The sequence below is a fragment of the Variovorax paradoxus genome (genome assembly GCF_040544635.1).
Taxonomy (GTDB): Bacteria; Pseudomonadota; Gammaproteobacteria; order Burkholderiales; family Burkholderiaceae_C; genus Variovorax; species Variovorax paradoxus_R.
Map to the genome: position 1 here is coordinate 250,498 of NZ_JBEPKJ010000006.1, position 16,912 is coordinate 267,409.

General features: G+C 66.2%; 23 protein-coding genes. 15 read left to right on the top strand and 8 right to left on the bottom strand.

What is annotated here, in order from left to right; translation table 11 throughout:
- Positions 1-125: 125 nt before the first annotated feature.
- The 4 genes from egtD to ABIC94_RS12700 all read left to right on the top strand — a co-directional run bounded on the left by egtD (position 126) and on the right by ABIC94_RS12700 (position 3,295).
- Complete coding sequence (egtD, locus tag ABIC94_RS12685; protein ID WP_354373466.1) at positions 126-1,022, top strand: L-histidine N(alpha)-methyltransferase; 897 nt, start codon at positions 126-128, stop codon at positions 1,020-1,022.
- Positions 1,023-1,711: 689 nt separating this feature from the next.
- Positions 1,712-1,996 carry a DUF427 domain-containing protein gene (locus ABIC94_RS12690; RefSeq protein WP_145746146.1) on the top strand — a complete coding sequence of 95 codons (285 nt, stop codon included), beginning with the start codon at positions 1,712-1,714 and terminating at the stop codon, positions 1,994-1,996.
- Positions 1,993-2,742, top strand: coding sequence for a 2OG-Fe dioxygenase family protein (locus ABIC94_RS12695; RefSeq protein WP_354373354.1), 750 nt, complete (start codon positions 1,993-1,995; stop codon positions 2,740-2,742). The genes ABIC94_RS12690 and ABIC94_RS12695 overlap by 4 nt, the downstream gene beginning before the upstream one ends.
- Before the next feature lie 109 nt (positions 2,743-2,851).
- Positions 2,852-3,295 (top strand): universal stress protein, encoded by a 444-nt coding sequence (locus tag ABIC94_RS12700; protein WP_015866434.1) that lies wholly within the window; start codon positions 2,852-2,854, stop codon positions 3,293-3,295.
- Here ABIC94_RS12700 and ABIC94_RS12705 read toward each other — a convergent pair.
- Positions 3,279-3,983, bottom strand: a complete 705-nt coding sequence (locus tag ABIC94_RS12705) for an RluA family pseudouridine synthase (protein WP_354373355.1) — start codon at positions 3,981-3,983, stop codon at positions 3,279-3,281. The genes ABIC94_RS12700 and ABIC94_RS12705 overlap by 17 nt on opposite strands.
- Positions 3,984-4,063: 80 nt before the next feature.
- On the opposite strand from ABIC94_RS12705, the gene ABIC94_RS12710 reads away from it, so the two are divergent.
- Positions 4,064-5,365, top strand: coding sequence for an MFS transporter (locus ABIC94_RS12710; RefSeq protein ID WP_354373356.1), 1,302 nt, complete (start codon positions 4,064-4,066; stop codon positions 5,363-5,365).
- 15 nt (positions 5,366-5,380) lie between these two features.
- Here the strand turns inward: ABIC94_RS12710 and ABIC94_RS12715 are convergent, their stop codons facing one another.
- Genes ABIC94_RS12715 through ABIC94_RS12725 form a run of 3 tightly spaced genes read right to left on the bottom strand, consistent with a single transcriptional unit; the run spans position 5,381 to position 6,089 of the window.
- The gene (locus tag ABIC94_RS12715; RefSeq protein WP_354373357.1) at positions 5,381-5,662 is read right to left on the bottom strand and encodes a 2Fe-2S iron-sulfur cluster-binding protein; all 282 of its coding nucleotides are present in this window, start codon (positions 5,660-5,662) and stop codon (positions 5,381-5,383) included.
- Positions 5,659-5,943, bottom strand: coding sequence for a VF530 family protein (locus tag ABIC94_RS12720; RefSeq protein WP_354373358.1), 285 nt, complete (start codon positions 5,941-5,943; stop codon positions 5,659-5,661). The genes ABIC94_RS12715 and ABIC94_RS12720 overlap by 4 nt, the downstream gene beginning before the upstream one ends.
- On the bottom strand, positions 5,940-6,089 hold the full coding sequence (locus ABIC94_RS12725; RefSeq protein ID WP_354373359.1) for a hypothetical protein: 150 nt from the start codon (positions 6,087-6,089) through the stop codon (positions 5,940-5,942). Before ABIC94_RS12725 ends, ABIC94_RS12720 begins: the two co-directional genes overlap by 4 nt.
- A 95-nt stretch (positions 6,090-6,184) precedes the next feature.
- On the opposite strand from ABIC94_RS12725, the gene ABIC94_RS12730 reads away from it, so the two are divergent.
- Together ABIC94_RS12730 and ABIC94_RS12735 are read left to right on the top strand one after the other, a co-directional pair.
- A complete protein-coding gene (locus ABIC94_RS12730) occupies positions 6,185-6,703 on the top strand; it encodes a GNAT family N-acetyltransferase (protein ID WP_354373360.1) in 519 nt (172 codons plus the stop codon).
- 84 nt (positions 6,704-6,787) lie between these two features.
- Complete coding sequence (locus ABIC94_RS12735; protein WP_354373361.1) at positions 6,788-7,696, top strand: DUF808 domain-containing protein; 909 nt, start codon at positions 6,788-6,790, stop codon at positions 7,694-7,696.
- A 75-nt stretch (positions 7,697-7,771) separates the two neighbouring features.
- Here ABIC94_RS12735 and ABIC94_RS12740 read toward each other — a convergent pair whose 3' ends face one another.
- On the bottom strand, positions 7,772-7,984 hold the full coding sequence (locus ABIC94_RS12740; RefSeq protein ID WP_354373362.1) for a hypothetical protein: 213 nt from the start codon (positions 7,982-7,984) through the stop codon (positions 7,772-7,774).
- 30 nt (positions 7,985-8,014) lie between these two features.
- Complete coding sequence (locus ABIC94_RS12745; protein WP_354373363.1) at positions 8,015-9,211, bottom strand: lactonase family protein; 1,197 nt, start codon at positions 9,209-9,211, stop codon at positions 8,015-8,017.
- Between the two features lie 102 nt (positions 9,212-9,313).
- Here ABIC94_RS12745 and ABIC94_RS12750 point away from each other — a divergent pair, with 102 nt between their 5' ends.
- Genes ABIC94_RS12750 through ABIC94_RS12760 form a run of 3 tightly spaced genes read left to right on the top strand, consistent with a single transcriptional unit; the run spans position 9,314 to position 10,924 of the window.
- Positions 9,314-9,586 carry a DUF2164 domain-containing protein gene (locus ABIC94_RS12750; protein WP_354373364.1) on the top strand — a complete coding sequence of 91 codons (273 nt, stop codon included), beginning with the start codon at positions 9,314-9,316 and terminating at the stop codon, positions 9,584-9,586.
- 53 nt (positions 9,587-9,639) lie between these two features.
- Positions 9,640-10,068, top strand: coding sequence for a hypothetical protein (locus ABIC94_RS12755; protein WP_354373365.1), 429 nt, complete (start codon positions 9,640-9,642; stop codon positions 10,066-10,068).
- Between the two features lie 58 nt (positions 10,069-10,126).
- On the top strand, positions 10,127-10,924 hold the full coding sequence (locus tag ABIC94_RS12760) for an enoyl-CoA hydratase/isomerase family protein (protein WP_354373366.1): 798 nt from the start codon (positions 10,127-10,129) through the stop codon (positions 10,922-10,924).
- Here the strand turns inward: ABIC94_RS12760 and ABIC94_RS12765 are convergent, their stop codons facing one another.
- Entirely contained in the window at positions 10,925-11,584 is a 660-nt protein-coding gene (locus tag ABIC94_RS12765) for a glutathione S-transferase (protein WP_354373367.1), read from the bottom strand. It abuts the gene before it with no gap.
- Positions 11,585-11,698: 114 nt separating this feature from the next.
- Between ABIC94_RS12765 and zigA the strand changes: the two genes are divergently transcribed.
- Entirely contained in the window at positions 11,699-12,892 is a 1,194-nt protein-coding gene (gene zigA, locus ABIC94_RS12770; RefSeq protein ID WP_354373368.1) for a zinc metallochaperone GTPase ZigA, read from the top strand.
- Positions 12,893-12,923: 31 nt separating this feature from the next.
- Here zigA and ABIC94_RS12775 read toward each other — a convergent pair whose 3' ends face one another.
- Positions 12,924-13,391 carry a Fur family transcriptional regulator gene (locus tag ABIC94_RS12775; protein ID WP_354373369.1) on the bottom strand — a complete coding sequence of 156 codons (468 nt, stop codon included), beginning with the start codon at positions 13,389-13,391 and terminating at the stop codon, positions 12,924-12,926.
- 109 nt (positions 13,392-13,500) lie between these two features.
- Between ABIC94_RS12775 and ABIC94_RS12780 the strand changes: the two genes are divergently transcribed.
- The 4 genes from ABIC94_RS12780 (at position 13,501) to ABIC94_RS12795 (ending at position 16,830) form a co-directional block, all read left to right on the top strand.
- A complete protein-coding gene (locus ABIC94_RS12780; protein WP_354373370.1) occupies positions 13,501-14,166 on the top strand; it encodes an alpha/beta hydrolase in 666 nt (221 codons plus the stop codon).
- 57 nt (positions 14,167-14,223) lie between these two features.
- Positions 14,224-14,535 carry a putative quinol monooxygenase gene (locus ABIC94_RS12785; protein WP_354373371.1) on the top strand — a complete coding sequence of 104 codons (312 nt, stop codon included), beginning with the start codon at positions 14,224-14,226 and terminating at the stop codon, positions 14,533-14,535.
- A 169-nt stretch (positions 14,536-14,704) separates the two neighbouring features.
- On the top strand, positions 14,705-16,261 hold the full coding sequence (gene gshA / locus ABIC94_RS12790; RefSeq protein WP_354373372.1) for a glutamate--cysteine ligase: 1,557 nt from the start codon (positions 14,705-14,707) through the stop codon (positions 16,259-16,261).
- A 188-nt stretch (positions 16,262-16,449) separates the two neighbouring features.
- Positions 16,450-16,830, top strand: a complete 381-nt coding sequence (locus ABIC94_RS12795) for a response regulator transcription factor (protein WP_354373373.1) — start codon at positions 16,450-16,452, stop codon at positions 16,828-16,830.
- Positions 16,831-16,912: the final 82 nt, after the last annotated feature.

Sequence of the window (16,912 nt, forward strand, 5' to 3'; positions counted from 1 at the left end):
TCATGCGCAATCCAACATCTTCGTCCTCCTTCTCGTTCGCCGCCGCGCAACAGCAGCGCCAGCCCGCGGTGCCCGCCACCGCCGCCGTCGTGCCGAGTGCGCCGCTCTCCGAATTCGGCCGCGAGATGCAGGAGGGTCTTGCGCGCAAGCCGCGCAGCATTTCACCCAAATTCTTCTACGACGCGGCAGGTTCGCAGCTGTTCGACCGCATCTGCGAATTGCCTGAGTACTACCCCACGCGCACCGAGCTGCGCATCCTCGGCGAATGTGCCGGAGAGATCGCCGAACAGATCGGCCCCGGCGCCGAGATCGTGGAGTTCGGTGCCGGCTCCCTTACCAAGGTGCGGCTGCTGCTGGATGCGCTCGAGGCACCCAAGCGCTACCTGCCGATCGACATCTCGGGCGAGCATCTGGAGGCCGCCGCCGAGCGGCTGAAGGCCGACTACCCCCAACTCGTGGTGCAGCCGATTGCGGCGGACTACACGATGCCGCTGGTGCTGCCGGCGCCAATGCCGGGCGCGGGCAAGCGCGTGGGGTTTTTCCCCGGCTCGACGATTGGAAATTTCGAGCCCGACGAGGCGCTGGCTTTTCTGCAGCTTGCGGCGCGGATGCTGCGCGGCGGGGGGCTGCTGATCGGTGTCGATCTGGTGAAAGACCCGGCTCGGCTGCATGCGGCGTACAACGACGCGCAAGGCGTGACGGCTGCGTTCAACCTCAATTTGCTGCGGCGCGCCAATGCCGAGCTCGATGCCGACTTTGATCTTGATGGCTTTGCGCATTCGGCGTTCTACAACGCGCCGAAGCAGCGCATCGAGATGCACCTGGTGAGCCGCCGGGCCCAGGCTGTTTCACTGAACGGTGAGCGGTTCGGGTTCGAGGAAGGGGAGACGATTCATACCGAGTACTCGCACAAGTTCACCGTGGATGGGTTGCGGGCGCTGGCTGTGAAGGCGGGGTTTCGGCCTTTGGCGGTTTGGACGGATCCTGAGAGGCTTTTTAGTGTGCATTGGTTGGGGGCCTGATTTCTTGTTGGCTGTTGGCTTCGTTTGCTTCCCGAGGCCGGGATATCCGCCCGGCGGCGGACTCACTTTCTTTTGCTTCGCCAAAAGAAAGTAAGCAAAGAAAAGGCGACCCCACTGTCTGCGACCCCTGCGCTTCGCTACGGGGCAACCTGCGGTGCTCGGGTTTCGCGGGGTCTCGCAGAACTCGCTTCGCTCAAACAGCTGCGAGCCCTGATCCGCGAAACCCTGCGCTCCTCGGCGCATACAGAGGGGCTTGGAAACCGAACGGGCCTTTGCTTCGCTCGGCCACCAAGCCCCTGCGGCGCTACGCGCCGCGGGGGGCGGTATCGGCTGTTGGCTGTTCGTGCTGGGGCCGAGCGAAGCGATGGCCTGTCGGCTCCCACCCCTTCTGTATGCGCCGAGGAGCGCAGATGGAGGCGGGATCAGGGCCGCAGCTGTTTGAGCGAAGCGAGTTCTGCGGACCCCCGCCGGAGTCGAGCACCGCAGGTTGCCCGTAGCGCAGCGAAGGGACGCAGACAGTAGGGTCGCCTTTTCTTTGCTTACTTTCTTTTGGCGAAGCAAAAGAAAGTGAGTCCGCCGCCGGGCGGATATCCCGGCCTCGGGAAACAAACAAGGCCCCAGATCACCCGGACAGAAACCCATACAAAAAGCAAAGGGCACAATATCCCTTCCCCGTGGAGAGCAAGACAATGAAAGCAACCTGGAACGGCGTCACCATCGCCGAAAGCGACGACACCGTGCTCGTCGAAGGTAACCACTATTTCCCGATGAGCTCGCTCAACCGCGATCACGTCACCTTCAGCAATCACAAGACCACTTGTGCCTGGAAGGGCACGGCCAGCTACTACTCGCTGCTGGTCAACGGCGAACTCCACACCGACGCCGCCTGGTACTACGCAGACCCGAAGCCCGAAGCCGAGGAAATCCGCGATCGCGTCGCGTTCTGGAAGGACGTGAAAGTCACCGCGTCGTGACCATGGCCGCGTTCGCACCGCCGTTCATCCAGCCCGCCGAACTGCCGGCCGCGCTGCGCGAACAAGGCTATGCGGTGCTCAGCCCGCAAGGCGTGAGCGACTGGCTCGGCGTGCCGCTCGACCAGCTCGAAGCACTGCACGCCGACTGGAACAGTCTTCCACCGGATGAATACCTGAAGGACGGCGGCCGCTATCGCACGCGGCGCCATGCGTGCTTCACCGTCGAAGGCCAGGCGATTGAGCAGGTGCCGCATCGCGCGCACTGGCAGCCGGTCGAATACAACGCACTGCATGGCGGCATGCAGCGCTGGTTCGCGCCCATGCACGAAGCCACCGTGGCGCAGCCGGTGTGGCAGCGCCTGCTGCAACGCCTGGGCGAAGCGGCGAGCGGCATGCGCGGCGCCGCGGCGCAACCGTGGTTCGTCGAGGCGCACCAGTTCCGCATCGACACGGCCGGCGGCATCGGCCGGCCCACGCCCGAAGGCGCGCACCGCGACGGTGTCGACCTGGTGGCGGTGGCGCTGGTGGGCCGAAGTGGCATCAAGGGCGGCGAAACGCGCGTGTTCGAAGCCAACGGAAGGCGTGGCGAGCGCTTCACCATGACCGAGCCGTGGACGCTGCTGCTGCTCGACGACGCACGCGTGATCCACGAGTCCACGCCGATCCAGCCGCTCGAAGAGGAGGCCGCCGGTTGGCGCGACACCCTCGTCGTCACCTGCCGCGCTCAGGGTTTCCAGGGGGATTGACCCCGCTGGCTTGAGTCCTACAGTCACGCCCCGGCCGAGGGGTTAAATTCGAGGCCCGGCTCGATTGCGAGCCGCGCCTGCCTGCGAACGAATGAAAGTGAGGTCCGCCATGTTCAATCACATCCTGGTTCCGATCGACGGCTCCGAAACTTCCATGCTCGCGGTCAGCAAGGCCAGCGGCCTGGCGCTGGCGTTCGGAAGCCGCATCACGTTGATTCACGTGATCGACAACTATCCTTTCATCGGCGTGGGCGCGGACTACGCGCTCGGCCAGAACGAATACCTGGCCGCGGCCACCGCGAGCGCGAATGCGGCGCTCGCACGCGGCGTTGCCGCCCTGGCGGCCGAAGGCCTGCACAGCGACCAGCGCGTGATCGACGGGCATGTGGTGCACGAAGGCATCGTCGATACCGCCATTGCCATTGCGGCCGACCTGATCGTGATGGGTTCGCACGGCCGCAGCGGCATCGAGAAGCTGCTGCTCGGCAGCGTGACCCAACGCGTGCTCCAGGACGCACCGATGCCGGTGCTCGTGGTCAAGGGCGGGCTGTAGAAAAAAGAGAAGAAGAAAGAGAAAGGGCGAAGTCCGGCTGGCTCTGAAAGCGAAGCATCTGCTGCGTTGCGGGGTGCACGAAGCCCAGCTCGCTCGCATGCAGCAGCAGGCGCGGGGCGCGCGCCTGGACCTCGGCACTGCCATAGAGCGCATCGCCCAGAATCGGATGGCCGATCGACAGCATGTGCACGCGCAGCTGATGCGACCGGCCCGTGAGCGGCTCCAGCAGCACGTGCGTGGCAGCGGTTTCTCCATTCGATACTGAAGAAAGCGCCCGCCAGCGCGTGACGCTGGGCTTGCCCGCCGGATCCACCTTCTGCAGCGGGCGCCGGGGCCAATCGGCCATCACCGGCGCATCGATGGTCGACCATTCGTCTTGTTGCGCCGGCATCGTGCCGTCCACGATGGCCTCGTAGCGCTTGTGCACCACGCGGTTCGCAAACGCGTCGCCGAGTGCGCGCTGCATGGCGGCGCCGCGCGCCATCAGCACCAGTCCGCTGGTCGCCATGTCGAGCCGGTGAACGATCAGCGCGTCGGGCCACCGCTGCATGGCGCGCGCGCTCAGGCAGTCCTGCTTGTCTTCGCCGCGCCCGGGCACGCACAGCAGGCCGGCAGGCTTGTTCAGCACCAGCAGATGGGCGTCTTCGTGAACGAGATCGATGAGGTCGAGGGAGGCGGTATCGGGCATGGATGCGGCCGAGTGTAGAGAGGAAGAAGGAGAGCCCACCCTCATGCGAGGCTCATGAAGCCTCGGCTATCCTCGAACGAATGTCCGGCCCCGCCTTTCCTTCCTCTTCCGCTGCGTCGGTTTCCGCCTCCGTTACTCCGCCCCCGAGCTTTTCCGACCTCAGGCGCGAGCGCCCGTTCATGCAGATGTGGGTGGCGCGCCTGTTCGGCACCGCGGCGTCGCAGATGCTTTTGGTGGCCATCGGCTGGCACATGTACGAGCTCACCGGCAGCGCGTGGGATCTCGGCCTGGTCGGCCTCTACCAGTTCGTTCCCGCGCTGCTGCTGGCGCTGCTGGCCGGCCACGTGGTCGACCGCCGTCATCGGGGCCGTATCGTGGCGGCCTGCTTTGCGGTGCAGGGGGTGGTGGCGCTGGTGCTGCTGCTCGCGGTGGCGCAGCGGTTCGACACGCGCGGCCTGCTGCTGGGGCTGTCGCTGGTGCTCGGCGCCGTGCGGGCCTTCCAGATGCCGGCGCAGCAGGCGCTGACGCCGCTGCTGGTGCCGCCCATCATGCTGCCGCGGGCCATGGCTTTCAGCTCGGCCGGCATGCAGGGCGCGATCATCGGCGGGCCGGCGCTCGGCGGCCTGCTGTTCGTGGCGGGCATGGCGGTGGTGTACGGCGCGAGCGTGCTGTGCTTTGCCATCGCCTGCGTGCTGGTGCTGCGGTTGCGCTATGCCTATACGCCGGCCGCGCGCGAGCCGGTCACGCTGGCCACGGTATTCGCCGGGGTCAATTTCATCTGGAAGCGCAAGCCGGTGCTCGGCGCCGTGTCGCTCGATCTTTTCGCGGTGCTGCTGGGCGGCGCGGTGGCGCTGCTGCCCATCTACGCCAAGGACATCCTGCACAGCGGGCCGTGGGGGCTCGGGCTCCTGCGCGGGGCGCCGGCCGTGGGCGCGCTCGTGATGTCGATTGCGCTCACGCGCCGGCCCATCGAGCGCCGCATCGGCCGCACCCTGCTGATCGCCGTCGGGGTCTTCGGGCTGTGCATGGTGGTGTTCGGCATCTCGCGCAGCTTCATCGTTTCGCTGATTGCGCTGGCAGTGTCCGGCGGGGCCGACATGGTCAACGTCGTCATCCGCCAGACCCTGGTTCAGCTCGAAACGCCCGACGCCATGCGCGGCCGGGTGAGCGCGGTCAATTCGATCTTCATCGGCGCCAGCAACCAGCTGGGCGAGTTCGAATCGGGCGCCACGGCGGCGCTGCTGGGGCCCGTGGGCTCTGTGGTGCTGGGCGGCGTGGGAACCATGATGGTGGCGCTGGGCTGGTTCAAGCTGTTCCCCTCGCTGGCGCAGCGCGACCGAATGGTGGTCGCGATGCCGGCCCAGACAGTCAAGCAGAGCTGAACAGGGGGACCGGTCTCAGAAGACCGAAAACGCCTTCGGCGCATCGATTGCAAGATCGCTTTGCGCTTCGGCCACGCAGGGCAGTATCCAGCCCTCGGTCTTTTCTTCGGCGCTCAGGCCGGGCCATTCGACGATGTGGTGTACAGAGCCCGACAGCAGCTGGCAGATGCAGGTGCGGCAGGTGCCGTTGCGGCAGGAGCTCGGCATTTCGATGCCGGCCGCCTCGGCTGCTTTCAGGAGCGTGGTGCCGGCCCCGGCCTCGAAGCCGAGGCCCGAGGGTTCGAGCCGGACCTTCATCGCTGCGGAGGCTGCTGCTGTTGTTGCTCGCGGCGCTGTTCGCGCAGCATGAAGAGATAAAGGCTTTCGACCTTCTCGCGCGCCCATGGCGTCTTGCGCAGAAATTTGAGGCTGGAGCCCACGCTCGGCTCGAACGTGAAGCAGCGGATGGGAACAAGCTCGCCCAGTTGCTCCCAGCCGTAGTAGTCGGCCAGCGCCGTGACGATGGCTTCCAGCGTGAGCCCGTGCAGCGGGTTCCGCGGCTGGGCCGGCTTGGCAGGCGCTGGCGCTTCGTCGGTCACTTGTTCTTGAGCTTGCCGCGCGGAATGACCGCGGTGGTGAGCGTGCGGACCGGCTCGATGCCGCCGGTGCCCACGGGCTTGGGCGGCGAAGTGTCCTTCTTCGGTTTCTTGGCTTCCTTGTTCGCGCGTTGTTGACCCTTGGCCATATCTGACTCCTGTTTGATGCTGTGTATGCGGCGTATGTAGCGCCCAGTTTAGCGGTGCGGCGACAATACCCGGTTCCATTTGATTTTCCGCATTCATGTCAGATTACGAAGTTCGCCCCGCCACGATGCGCGACGCCAAGGCCGTCGCTGAAGTCCACACCCTGGCTGCCCAGGTTGCCTACCAGGGCATCCTGCCCGAAGAAGAGCTGCGCGCGCTGGCCCCGGCCACCCGCGAGGCCAAATGGCGCGAAGCCATCGAGTTCAGCGAGCCGCAGGTGCAGGTGGCGGTGCTCGGCAGCGAAATCGTCGGCTTCGTCGGCTTCGACCGCTCGCGCGATCCCAAGACGCCGTCCACCACGGGCGAGATCTGGGCCATCTACGTCAAGCCCGAACACTGGGGCAAGGGCATCGGCGTCGCGCTGTGGGACGCCGCGCGCGAAGGCCTGGAGGAAGAGGGCTGCACCACGGTCACCGTGTGGGTGCCCATTCGCAACGACCGCGCCATGCGCTTCATCGAGCTTGCCGGCTTCAAGCGTGAAATGAAGACCGCCAAGACCACCGCGCTCGGTACCGTGCGGGTCGAAGAAATCCGCCTCAAGCGCAGCGTCGCCTGACGCGCCTGCCGCGTACGGGTATTGCCGGCGAGGGCCGCGGTTGCGGCTAAGCTCGCCGATTCTTTTTTCACACCGACCATTGCCATGGCCACCAGCCTGCTTCTGCTGCTCGACGACATCGCGACCGTTCTGGACGACGTCTCCGTCCTTACCAAAGTCGCCGCCAAGAAAACGGCCGGTGTTCTGGGCGACGACCTGGCGCTCAACGCGCAGCAGGTCTCGGGCGTCAAGGCCGACCGCGAGTTGCCGGTGGTCTGGGCCGTGTGCAAGGGCTCGTTCGTCAACAAGCTCATCCTGGTGCCCGCGGCACTGGCCATCGGCACCTGGCTGCCCTGGCTGGTCACGCCGCTGCTGATGATCGGCGGTGCCTTCCTTTGTTTCGAGGGCTTCGAGAAGCTGGCTCACAAGTTCCTGCACAAGCAGGAGCACGAGGCCGACACGGCGCGTCACGAGCGGGCGGTGGCCGACGAAACCGTCGACGTGGTCGCGGTCGAAAAGGACAAGATCAAGGGCGCGGTGCGCACCGACTTCATTCTTTCGGCGGAAATCATCGCCATCACGCTGGGCACCGTGCAGGGCCAGCCGTTTGTCACGCAGTTCAGCGTGCTCGCAGGCATTGCGCTGATCATGACCGTCGGCGTCTACGGCCTGGTGGCCGGCATCGTGAAGCTCGACGACGCGGGCCTGTACCTGAGCCAGCAGGCCAGCAAGGCGGCGCAGGCCCTGGGCCGCGGCATCCTGGTTGCGGCGCCCTGGCTCATGAAGGGGCTGTCGATTGCGGGCACCGCGGCCATGTTCCTCGTGGGCGGCGGCATCCTGGTGCACGGCGTGCCTGCGTTCGGCCACGCGATCGAAGACTGGGCCAAGGCCACGGGCGGCGTGTTCGGCGCGCTCGGCTCAATGGGCGTGAACGCCGGTGTGGGCCTCGTGGCGGGAGCCATCGTGCTGGCAGGCGTGGAGCTCGTCGGCAAGCTCCGGGGCAAGAAGGGCTGAGCCCTCTTGCCGACCAATTGACCGATTGACCGGTCGGCCGATCCTGGGCCGGTGGGTCTTTTCCTGGTTGCGTGCCTATTCGCGCGATTTGCCGCGCTGGAACAGGCCGACCCCGACCAGCGCCACCCCCAGCACCAGCGCGAACCAGCCGACCAGGTAGGCGCCCGCCACCATATCGAACCATCGCGTGCCCTGCAGAAAGCGCGGCCCCAGCAGAACGGCGGCACCAATGGCGAGGCAGAGAATGCCGCGTTCGAACGTGCGGAGTTGTCGTTTGGGTTGGGCCATGGCTTTTTTTCGATCAGGTCGCTTGCGTTGTCAGTGCGACATTGTCCCGCGCATCGCGGCCGGATGCCCCTGCAGCGGGAATGACTTTCCCGTCGGCACCAGCGTGTCGCCGTCCACGCGCAGGATCGTGATGTCCTGGTCGATGAAGTTGCCCACATACAGGTACTTGCCGTCGGCACTCCACACCGCGCCTTCGGGCAGGCCGCGCAGCACCACCTCGTTCGCGCGCGTCACTTTCTTGCCGTCGATCTTCAGCAGCACCACCGAGCCGTTGCGGTTGTAGAAGTAGGCGTTCTTCGCCGAGTTACTGCCGCGCAGGAGCACGGCCACCGCGTGCCGGCCGGTCGGGCTCACGGCAAGGCCCTCGGGGCCGTCGCCGACCACCACCTTGTCGACCACGCGCGGCGGCGTGGCCTCAAGGTCGATCACGCTGACCGTGTCGATCTGTCCGTCCGATGCGCCGGAGTTGCCGTTGTCGGCCGTGAGCGCAAGCTTGCCGTCGGGCGTCACGTCGACGTTGTAGGGCCAGAGGCCGGCCGCGAGGTCCACCTTGTTGTAGCTGACCTTCTCGCCGTTCACTTCGAGCAGCGCGATCTTGTGGGTCGGAAACTTCGCGGCCAGCGCGCGCTTGCCGTCGGGCGTGAAGCGCACGTGTGCCACGGAATCGTTCATGGCCACGGTGTCGATCAGCGTCACCTTCTTGCCCGCGATGCGCAGCACGCTGACCGAGTTGTCGGCGCGGTTGGCCACCAGCGCGAGGTTGCCCGCGCGGTTGATCGACAGGCCCGAAGGCTGCTTGCCCACGGTGAGCGTGTCGATCAGCTTGGGCGGCGTGGTGGTCAGGTCGATCACGAAGAGTCGGTTGTCGGGCACCTGTCTGCGCACGCCGTTTTCTTCCACCACGTTGAGCGAGTTGGCGACCAGCGCCAGCGTTTCGCCGGGCGTGATGGCAAGGTTGACCGGCGGGCCGGCAATGGTGTTGTCCAGCTGCAGCGTGCCGACGAGCTTCGGGGCGAGCGGGTCGGTGCCGATGTCCAGCACCTGCACCGTGTCGCGCCCCATGGGGGCGAGGATCACGGCACCGGCATCGCTCCACGACTGCTTCTCGTCGTTGGCGACCAGCATCAGCTGGCGCTGCGGCACGGTGGGTGTCAGGTTGGTGCAGCCCGAAATGGCGGCGAGGGCGGCCAGGGCAAGGGCGGCCAGCGAGGCAGGGCGAAATTTCATGAGGCGGTCTCCGTGTTGTAGGTCTTTGTGCTGCGGGCCGCGCGTGCCCGCAGCGCATGGTAGCGGCACAATCGAACGCCCCAACCTCCAAGAGCGGCCCGCATGACCATCGAGATTTCCAAGGAAGCGCGCCAGCAGGCGATCACCTCGATCGAGCGCTACTTCAACGAGAACATGGAAGAGAAGATCGGCAACATCGCGGCCGGCGCGCTGCTCGGCTTCTTCCTTGAAGAGGTGGGCCCGATCGTCTACAACAAGGCCGTGGCCGATGTGCAGGAGCGGCTGCAATCGCGCATTTCCGAAGTCGATCTGGAAGTGCACGAAGACGAATTCCAGTACTGGCGCAAGTTCGACCGGCAGAAAAAAAGCAAGTAGGCGCGGCGCCCGCCATTTCAAAGGTGCTTCCAAACGTTGCAAAATCCCGGACCATGCACCAACAAAGCCTGTTCGCCCGTTTCGCGCCTTCTTCGCTGCGGCGCGCCGTCGCTGTCCTGCCGCTCGTGCTGGCCGCATCGCTCGCAAATGCCCAGCAAGATTCGCCGTCGGCGTTTCCCCAGGACGCCGTCGGCTACCTGAACGAGGAGCTGCCGCGCATGGAGGCCGCCGTCGCCGCCCGGGACCGCAGCTTCTTCCACGGCGCGATGGCCCGCACGGTGCAGTTTTCCGAGCGCTGGGGCTTCAAGGCCAAGGCCAATCCCGACCTCGCGGCCTACCCGATGTGTACTGCGGCGGTGATGGACTACGCAGTCGTCGGCATGTGCAAGCTCACGCCCGGCGACGAAGCCTGCGAGCCCGGCCTGGCGCCACGTTTCGATGCCAACGTGCAGCGCTGCCGCGAAATTGCGGCGCGAAAATAGGCCTCTCGTTTTTTCGACGAAGAAGAAGGGCCTCGCACCTGCGCGGGGCGGAGACACCATGGACTACGCCCGCTACCAGACCCTCTCCATCACGCGCCGCGGCATCAACGATGCGGTGCTCGACATCCAGATGCGCGCGGCCAACGGCAAGCTGCCGACGGCGGGCCATGACGGCCACCGCGAGTTGGCCGAAATCTGGCGCGACGTGTCGGCCGACGACACGGTGCGCTGCGCGGTGCTGCGGGGCGAAGGGCTGGGCTTCTCGGGCGGCGGCGATCTTGCGATGGTGCAAGACATGACCACCGACGACGCGGTGCGCCAGCGCGTGTGGAAAGAAGCGCGCGACCTCGTCTACAACATCATCAATTGCGACAAGCCCATCGTGAGCGCCATGCACGGCCCGGCCGTCGGCGCGGGGCTGGTGGCGGGGCTGCTCGCCGATATTTCCATTGCCAGCAAGGGCGCAAAGATCGTCGACGGCCATACGCGGCTCGGCGTGGCGGCTGGCGACCATGCGGCCATTGTCTGGCCGCTCCTGTGCGGCATGGCCAAGGCCAAGTACCACCTGCTGCTGTGCGAGCCGGTGAGCGGCGAGGAAGCCGAGCGCATCGGCCTGGTGTCGCTTGCGGTCGACGAGGCCGACCTGCTGCCGCGCGCTTACGAAGTGGCCGACCGGCTCGCCGCCGGCAGCCAGAGCGCGATTCGCCTCACCAAGTACGCGCTCAACAACTGGCTGCGCCAGGCCGGGCCAACCTTCGATGCCTCGCTGGCACTGGAGTTCATGGGTTTTGCAGGCGCCGACGTGCGCGAGGGTGTCGCCTCGCTGCGCGAACGGCGGGCGCCAAACTTCGGCTGATCAGGCTGGCGGGTAGACAACGCCAATTTCGCCTGAGACCCATGGCGCGTACTTCCGCATCGCACGCTCGAAGAGCGGCGATTTGGACCAGCCGGCCAGCCAGGTGCGCAGCAGCGGCCAGGGCTGGCCTTCGAACCACGCGGAATCGACCATGGCGAACTGCCGCACGAAAGGCATGACCGCGGCATCGGCCAAGGTGGTCCGCGCGCCGAAGAGTTGACCGGAACCGGCGGCAAGCCTTGCCTCGAGCTGCAGGAGGAATTGCGAACCGCGTTCGCATGCGTTCCCGGACGAATCCTCGAACCGGCCCGGGTATTTGTAGCGGTCGAGCTGCGGCTTGAAGTCGTTGTCGCACGCAGCCACGAGCGCGAGCATGTCGTCGGGCGTGCCGGCGCCGGGCTCCAGCCAGCGCAGCGGGTCGTTGCGGCGCAGGGCCCACAGCATGATGTCGAGGCTTTGCTCCAGCACCGTGCCGTCGACCATCGCCAGCACCGGCACCGTGCCTTTCGGCGACACCGCCAGCATTTCGGGCGGCTTGTTCTTCAGAACCACTTCGCGCAGTTCGCAAGGCTCGCCGCTGGCGGCCAGTGCGAGCCGGGCGCGCATGGCGTAGGGACAGCGGCGAAAGCTGTAGAGAACGGGAAGGCCAGGGTGTTGCATCGAACGCAAGAGTCTATGCCGGTGCTGGGGCGGGGCAATGTCGGTCCGAGATAAACGCAACTTGGTTGCGTTGGTTCGTATAATGCAATTCTGTTGCATATAAAGCCATATCTCATGACCGACCGCCTTCCCGTCACCGTGCTGTCCGGCTTTCTCGGCGCCGGCAAGACCACGCTGCTCAATCACATCCTGCACAACCGCGAGGGCCGCCGCGTGGCGGTCATCGTCAACGACATGAGCGAGGTCAACATCGACGCGGCCCTGGTGCGCGGCGGCGGTGCAGAGCTTTCGCGCACCGACGAGAAGCTGGTCGAGATGAGCAACGGCTGCATCTGCTGCACGCTGCGCGAAGACCTGCTCGTCGAGGTGGGCCGGCTTGCGAAGGAAGGGCGCTTCGACCAGCTCGTGATCGAGTCGACCGGCATCTCGGAGCCGCTGCCGGTGGCCGAAACCTTCACCTTCGCCGGCGAGGACGGCAAGAGCCTGGCCGACGTGGCGCGGCTGGACACCATGGTGACCGTGGTCGATGCCTTCAACTTCCTGCGCGACTACGGCTCGCCCGACAGCCTCGGCCAGCGCGGCCAGTCGCTCGGCGATGAAGACACGCGCACCGTGGTCGACCTGCTGATCGAGCAGATCGAGTTCTGCGACGTGCTGGTGGTCAACAAAACCGATCTCGTTACCGCCGAAGAGCGCGAGCGCCTGATGGCCATTCTGCGCAGTCTCAATCCGCGTGCGCGCATCGAGACCTCGGAGTTCGGCCGCGTTGCGCTCGATCGGGTGCTGGACACGGGCCTGTTCGACTTCGAGGAGGCCGAACGCGCGCCCGGCTGGCTGGCCGAGTTGCGCGGCGAGCACGTGCCCGAGAGCGAAACCTACGGCATTCGCAGCTTTGTCTATCGCGCGCGGCTGCCGTTCCACCCCCAGCGCTTCTGGGAGTTGGTGCAAAGCGAGTGGGAGGGCGTGGTTCGCTCCAAGGGATTCTTCTGGCTCGCAAGCCGCGCCACGCGTGCGGGCTCGTGGTCGCAGGCGGGTGGCGCCTGCCGCTACGGCGTCGCGGGGCTGTGGTGGGCGGCGGTGCCGCGCGAACACTGGCCTGCCGACGAAGAAGCGCTGGAAATCATCCGCAAGAACTGGGACCCGGCCACCGGCGATGCGCGGCAGGAACTGGTGCTGATCGGCATCGGCATGGACGAGGCCGGCCTGCGCGCGCGGCTCGATGCCTGCCTGCTGACGGAAAGCGAAATGCGCTACGGCGCTTCGTGGTGGGCGAACCTTCCCGACCCGTTCCCTTCGTGGAACGTGTAGGCCACGGAATAGATACAGGCCCGCCCGGCGCTCAGCCCTTGCATTCCCCGCAGGTGCCGTGCAGCGTGAGCGCGGTGTGGCGGGCGTCGATGCCTTGCTTGCGCAGTTCCCGGCCCAGCCGGCTCATCATCTTGGGGAGCTCGGGATCGGAAGGCAGCGCCAGCACCTTGTGGCACTGGTCGCATTCGAAGATGTTGCCCGAAGCGGCTTCGACGTGGCGCGAGAAGCGGTTGACGCGGTCCGCGCCCACGCGGCGGTCGCACAGGCCCGCTTCGACCAGGCGGTCGAGCACGCGGTAGATCGTGACGCGGTCGGGCGTTTCACCCGTGGCGGTGGTGTAGGCGGCAACCACGTCGTCATGCGTCAGGGGCTGGGAGGCGTGTTCCAGCAATTCCAGCACGGTTTGCGCGGCACGCGTCACGCGCAGGCCGGTGCTGCGCAGCAGGGCTTCGCTGTCGAATGCCTTGGCGGCAGGAGAGGGCTTCGGGTTCAGGCTCATGGAATTTCCGCGGAACCGCCATTGTGTTGCATTCCGTGAGACAGCGCCCCAGGCGGCCCGAATGCGCTAAGGTCTGGTGTTCGAGTTTTTTGAATACCTTCTACCGACCATGTCCCGTTCCCCGATCGAAATCGAAACCGCTCCCCATCCCACCGCCACGGTGATCGTGATGCACGGCCTTGGCGCCGACGGAAACGACTTCGTGCCGATTGCCAATGAACTCGACCTGTCGAGCGTGGGCCCGGTGCGCTTCATGTTCCCGAATGCGCCGGTGATCCCGGTCACCATCAACGGCGGCTACCAGATGCCGGCCTGGTACGACATTGCGGTGGCCGACCTGGCCGCGCGCGAGGACGAGGCGGGCCTGCGCCGCTCGCAGGCCACCATCGAAACGCTCATTGCCAGCGAGAAAGCCCGCGGCATCAAAGCCGACCGCATCGTGGTGGCCGGTTTCTCGCAAGGCTGCGCCATGGCGCTGATGACCGGCCTGCGCCATACCGAGCGGCTGGCGGGCATCGTCGGCCTCTCGGGCTACCTGCCCATCGCAGCCACCACCGCGGCCGAACGGCACGCGGCCAATCACGAAACCCCGGTGTTCCTGGCGCATGGCCGGCAAGACCCGGTGGTGCCGCTCGACAGGGCGCTGCAGTCGCGAGACGCGCTCGCCGCATTGGGCTATACCGTCGAGTGGCATGAATACACGATGGCGCATTCGGTCTGCATGGAGGAGATTGCCGATCTGAACCGGTTTCTCCTGCGCGTGCTGGCGCCATAACGCCCTTCACTTCATGCCCTTCGGCGCCTTCACGCACCCGCGAAAGGAGACGACAAAATGATTCTGGTTATCGGACACGCCATGGCGAAAGCCGAAACCCTGCAGGCGATGCTGGCCATCAGCACGGAGCATGTGCTGCGCTCGCGCACCGAACCCGGCTGCATCTCGCACGAGGTCAGCGCCGACGTGCAGCAGCCGCTGCGGCTCACCTTCGTGGAGCGCTGGAGCGACATGGAGGCGCTGAAGGCGCATTTCCGCGTCGAGGCCTCGCGTGCCTTCGCGAAGGCGTTGGCCGCCATGGCCGACGGCATGCCGCAGATCTCCGTCTACGAATCCGACGAGATCGATCTCGCGGCGGCGCGCATCTGATTTTCGATTTCAGGCGCCGGATCTGGCTGAAAAAGGGCTCGCGACATGAACTCAGCTATCAAAACAATAGCGGCGCGCAGCATAGCGAATCCCGGGATTCCCTGCACGAGCAGTGCCCGCGCGGCCGTGCTACCTTCCAGCCCCTTAGAAGATTGACGGGTATAACAATATGAGCAGCAGATTGCAGCAGAGGCTAGGGGCACTCTCAGCCGCGCGGTTGAAGGGAATGCGGCGGGGCCTCGAGAAGGAAAGCCTGCGCGCGCTGCCGGACGGCAAACTTGCGCTCACGCCGCACCCCATTGCCCTGGGCTCGGCGCTCACCCACCCGCACATCACCACCGACTTCAGCGAATCGCAGCTGGAGCTCATCACGGGCGTGCATGCCGATGTCGAATCTGCGCTCGAGGAGTTGACCCGCGTGCACCAGTTCACCTACCGCGTGCTCGACACGCTGGGAGACGAGCGGCTGTGGGTCTCGAGCATGCCCTGCGGCCTGCCGACCGACGAAACCATTCCCATCGGGCGCTACGGCTCCTCGAACGTGGGGCGCGCCAAGAGCGTCTACCGCATGGGCCTGAGCCACCGCTATGGGCGGCGCATGCAGACCATTTCGGGCATTCACTACAACTGGTCGCTGCCCGACGTGTCGAGCGAACAGTATTTCGCGCTCATCCGCAATTTTCGGCGCCACGCTTTCCTGCTGCTGTACCTGTTCGGCGCCTCGCCGGCGTTGTGTTCGAGCTTTGTCGCGGGCCGGCCGCACGAACTGCAGCCGCTGGGCGACGGCAGCATGTTCATGCCGCACGGCACTTCGCTGCGCATGGGGCGCCTGGGTTACCAGAGCGATGCGCAGGCCTCGCTGGCCGTGAGCTACAACAGCCTCGAAGGCTACGGCGCCTCGCTGCAGGACGCACTCACGCGGCCCTGGCCGGCCTATGAGTCCATCGGCATCCGCAACCTGGGCGGCGACTACAACCAGCTGGGCACCAGCCTGCTGCAAATCGAGAACGAGTTCTACGGCACCATCCGACCCAAGCGCGTGATCAACCCCGGCGAGCGTCCGCTGCATGCGCTGCGCGAGCGCGGCGTCGAATACGTCGAGGTGCGGCTGATGGACCTCGACCCCTTCGAGCCGGTGGGCATCAATGCGCAGACCATGCGTTTTATCGACGTGTTCCTGATGCAGTGCCTCTTGAGCGACAGCCCGACCGATACGCCCCAGGAAATTGCCGAGCTGGCGCACAACCAGCACCTCACCGCCGCACGCGGGCGCGAACCGGGCCTGCAGCTGCTGCGCGGCGGGCGCGAGGTGGGGCTGGCCGACTGGGGCATCGAACTGGTCGGGCAATGCCTGCCCATTGCCGCCGCGCTCGACGCCGCCAACGGCGGCACGCAGCACGCCGATGCGGTGCGTGCGGCGCTTTCCGCCTTGCAGAACCCGGACAGCCTGCCTTCGGCGCGCGTGCTGGCCGTCATCGAGGAGCGCTACGGCAACTCTTTCACCGGCTTTGTGCGGGCGCAGTCCGAGCAGATTCGCGCCGCGCTCCTGGCCCTGCCGTTCTCGGCCGAGCAGCAGGCCGGGTTCGAGCGCATGACCGAGGAGTCGATCCAGGAGCAGAAGCGCATCGAGGCCGCCGACACCCTGCCTTTCGAGATCTACCGCGAACAGTACGTGTCGCCAGCGCGCCTGGGGCTGGGCCGCGGGCGAATGGCCGTCGCGGCCTGACGCCGTTACTGTCCTACGCGTCTCACTGTCACAAAGCCCGCCTGACGACAGCTGCGGGGGCCGATGGCCTACAGGCATTGGCCGGCATGGCTCACTGCGGAGTCCGCCGCCATGGAGACCATGGGTGGCATGCACCCCGCAAGTTCCAGTTTTTCCCTCCGGCTCGTGGTTTGGCCGGAGATTCCGGCATGACTTTCAAGGCCTATCTTGTCGAGGACAACGCCCTCATCCGTGAAAACCTCGTCGGTTTCCTGCATGACGTGGCCGATGCGGACGTGGTGGCCTGCGCCAGCAGCGAGGCAGAGGCCGTGCACTGGCTGCATCAGCATCGCGACGACTGGGACCTGACCATCGTCGATCTCTTCCTGGAGCGCGGCAACGGCCTGGGCGTGGTCAGGGCCTGCCGCGACCGCGCGGAGAACCAGAAGGTCGTGGTGCTGAGCAATTACGCCACGTCCGAGATGCGCCAGCGTTCGGAGGAATTGGGCGCCGATGCTTTCTTCGACAAGTCGGCCGAGCTCGACCAGCTGGTGGCCTACTGCGAAACCCTGCGTCACGCGCGCGACTGAGTTCGCGCCAAGACCGCCGCCCAGGCACGCTTTTCTGGGGTAAAACGCCAGCCGGCCGCCACAGCGGCCAGCGGACACCCCC

What these genes read in the sequence shown, in the direction of transcription:
- egtD (WP_354373466.1), top strand. Translation starts at nt 126, where the DNA reads ATGCAGGAGGGTCTTGCGCGCAAGCCGCGCAGCATTTCACCCAAATTC.
- ABIC94_RS12765 (WP_354373367.1), bottom strand. Translation starts at nt 11,584, where the DNA reads ATGCAACACCCTGGCCTTCCCGTTCTCTACAGCTTTCGCCGCTGTCCC.
- ABIC94_RS12735 (WP_354373361.1), top strand. Translation starts at nt 6,788, where the DNA reads ATGGCCACCAGCCTGCTTCTGCTGCTCGACGACATCGCGACCGTTCTG.
- ABIC94_RS12760 (WP_354373366.1), top strand. Translation starts at nt 10,127, where the DNA reads ATGGACTACGCCCGCTACCAGACCCTCTCCATCACGCGCCGCGGCATC.
- ABIC94_RS12745 (WP_354373363.1), bottom strand. Translation starts at nt 9,211, where the DNA reads ATGAAATTTCGCCCTGCCTCGCTGGCCGCCCTTGCCCTGGCCGCCCTC.
- ABIC94_RS12730 (WP_354373360.1), top strand. Translation starts at nt 6,185, where the DNA reads ATGTCAGATTACGAAGTTCGCCCCGCCACGATGCGCGACGCCAAGGCC.
- ABIC94_RS12795 (WP_354373373.1), top strand. Translation starts at nt 16,450, where the DNA reads ATGACTTTCAAGGCCTATCTTGTCGAGGACAACGCCCTCATCCGTGAA.
- ABIC94_RS12785 (WP_354373371.1), top strand. Translation starts at nt 14,224, where the DNA reads ATGATTCTGGTTATCGGACACGCCATGGCGAAAGCCGAAACCCTGCAG.
- ABIC94_RS12710 (WP_354373356.1), top strand. Translation starts at nt 4,064, where the DNA reads ATGTCCGGCCCCGCCTTTCCTTCCTCTTCCGCTGCGTCGGTTTCCGCC.
- ABIC94_RS12690 (WP_145746146.1), top strand. Translation starts at nt 1,712, where the DNA reads ATGAAAGCAACCTGGAACGGCGTCACCATCGCCGAAAGCGACGACACC.
- ABIC94_RS12780 (WP_354373370.1), top strand. Translation starts at nt 13,501, where the DNA reads ATGTCCCGTTCCCCGATCGAAATCGAAACCGCTCCCCATCCCACCGCC.
- ABIC94_RS12775 (WP_354373369.1), bottom strand. Translation starts at nt 13,391, where the DNA reads ATGAGCCTGAACCCGAAGCCCTCTCCTGCCGCCAAGGCATTCGACAGC.
- ABIC94_RS12755 (WP_354373365.1), top strand. Translation starts at nt 9,640, where the DNA reads ATGCACCAACAAAGCCTGTTCGCCCGTTTCGCGCCTTCTTCGCTGCGG.
- ABIC94_RS12725 (WP_354373359.1), bottom strand. Translation starts at nt 6,089, where the DNA reads ATGGCCAAGGGTCAACAACGCGCGAACAAGGAAGCCAAGAAACCGAAG.
- ABIC94_RS12740 (WP_354373362.1), bottom strand. Translation starts at nt 7,984, where the DNA reads ATGGCCCAACCCAAACGACAACTCCGCACGTTCGAACGCGGCATTCTC.
- ABIC94_RS12750 (WP_354373364.1), top strand. Translation starts at nt 9,314, where the DNA reads ATGACCATCGAGATTTCCAAGGAAGCGCGCCAGCAGGCGATCACCTCG.
- ABIC94_RS12705 (WP_354373355.1), bottom strand. Translation starts at nt 3,983, where the DNA reads ATGCCCGATACCGCCTCCCTCGACCTCATCGATCTCGTTCACGAAGAC.
- zigA (WP_354373368.1), top strand. Translation starts at nt 11,699, where the DNA reads ATGACCGACCGCCTTCCCGTCACCGTGCTGTCCGGCTTTCTCGGCGCC.
- ABIC94_RS12715 (WP_354373357.1), bottom strand. Translation starts at nt 5,662, where the DNA reads ATGAAGGTCCGGCTCGAACCCTCGGGCCTCGGCTTCGAGGCCGGGGCC.
- gshA (WP_354373372.1), top strand. Translation starts at nt 14,705, where the DNA reads ATGAGCAGCAGATTGCAGCAGAGGCTAGGGGCACTCTCAGCCGCGCGG.
- ABIC94_RS12700 (WP_015866434.1), top strand. Translation starts at nt 2,852, where the DNA reads ATGTTCAATCACATCCTGGTTCCGATCGACGGCTCCGAAACTTCCATG.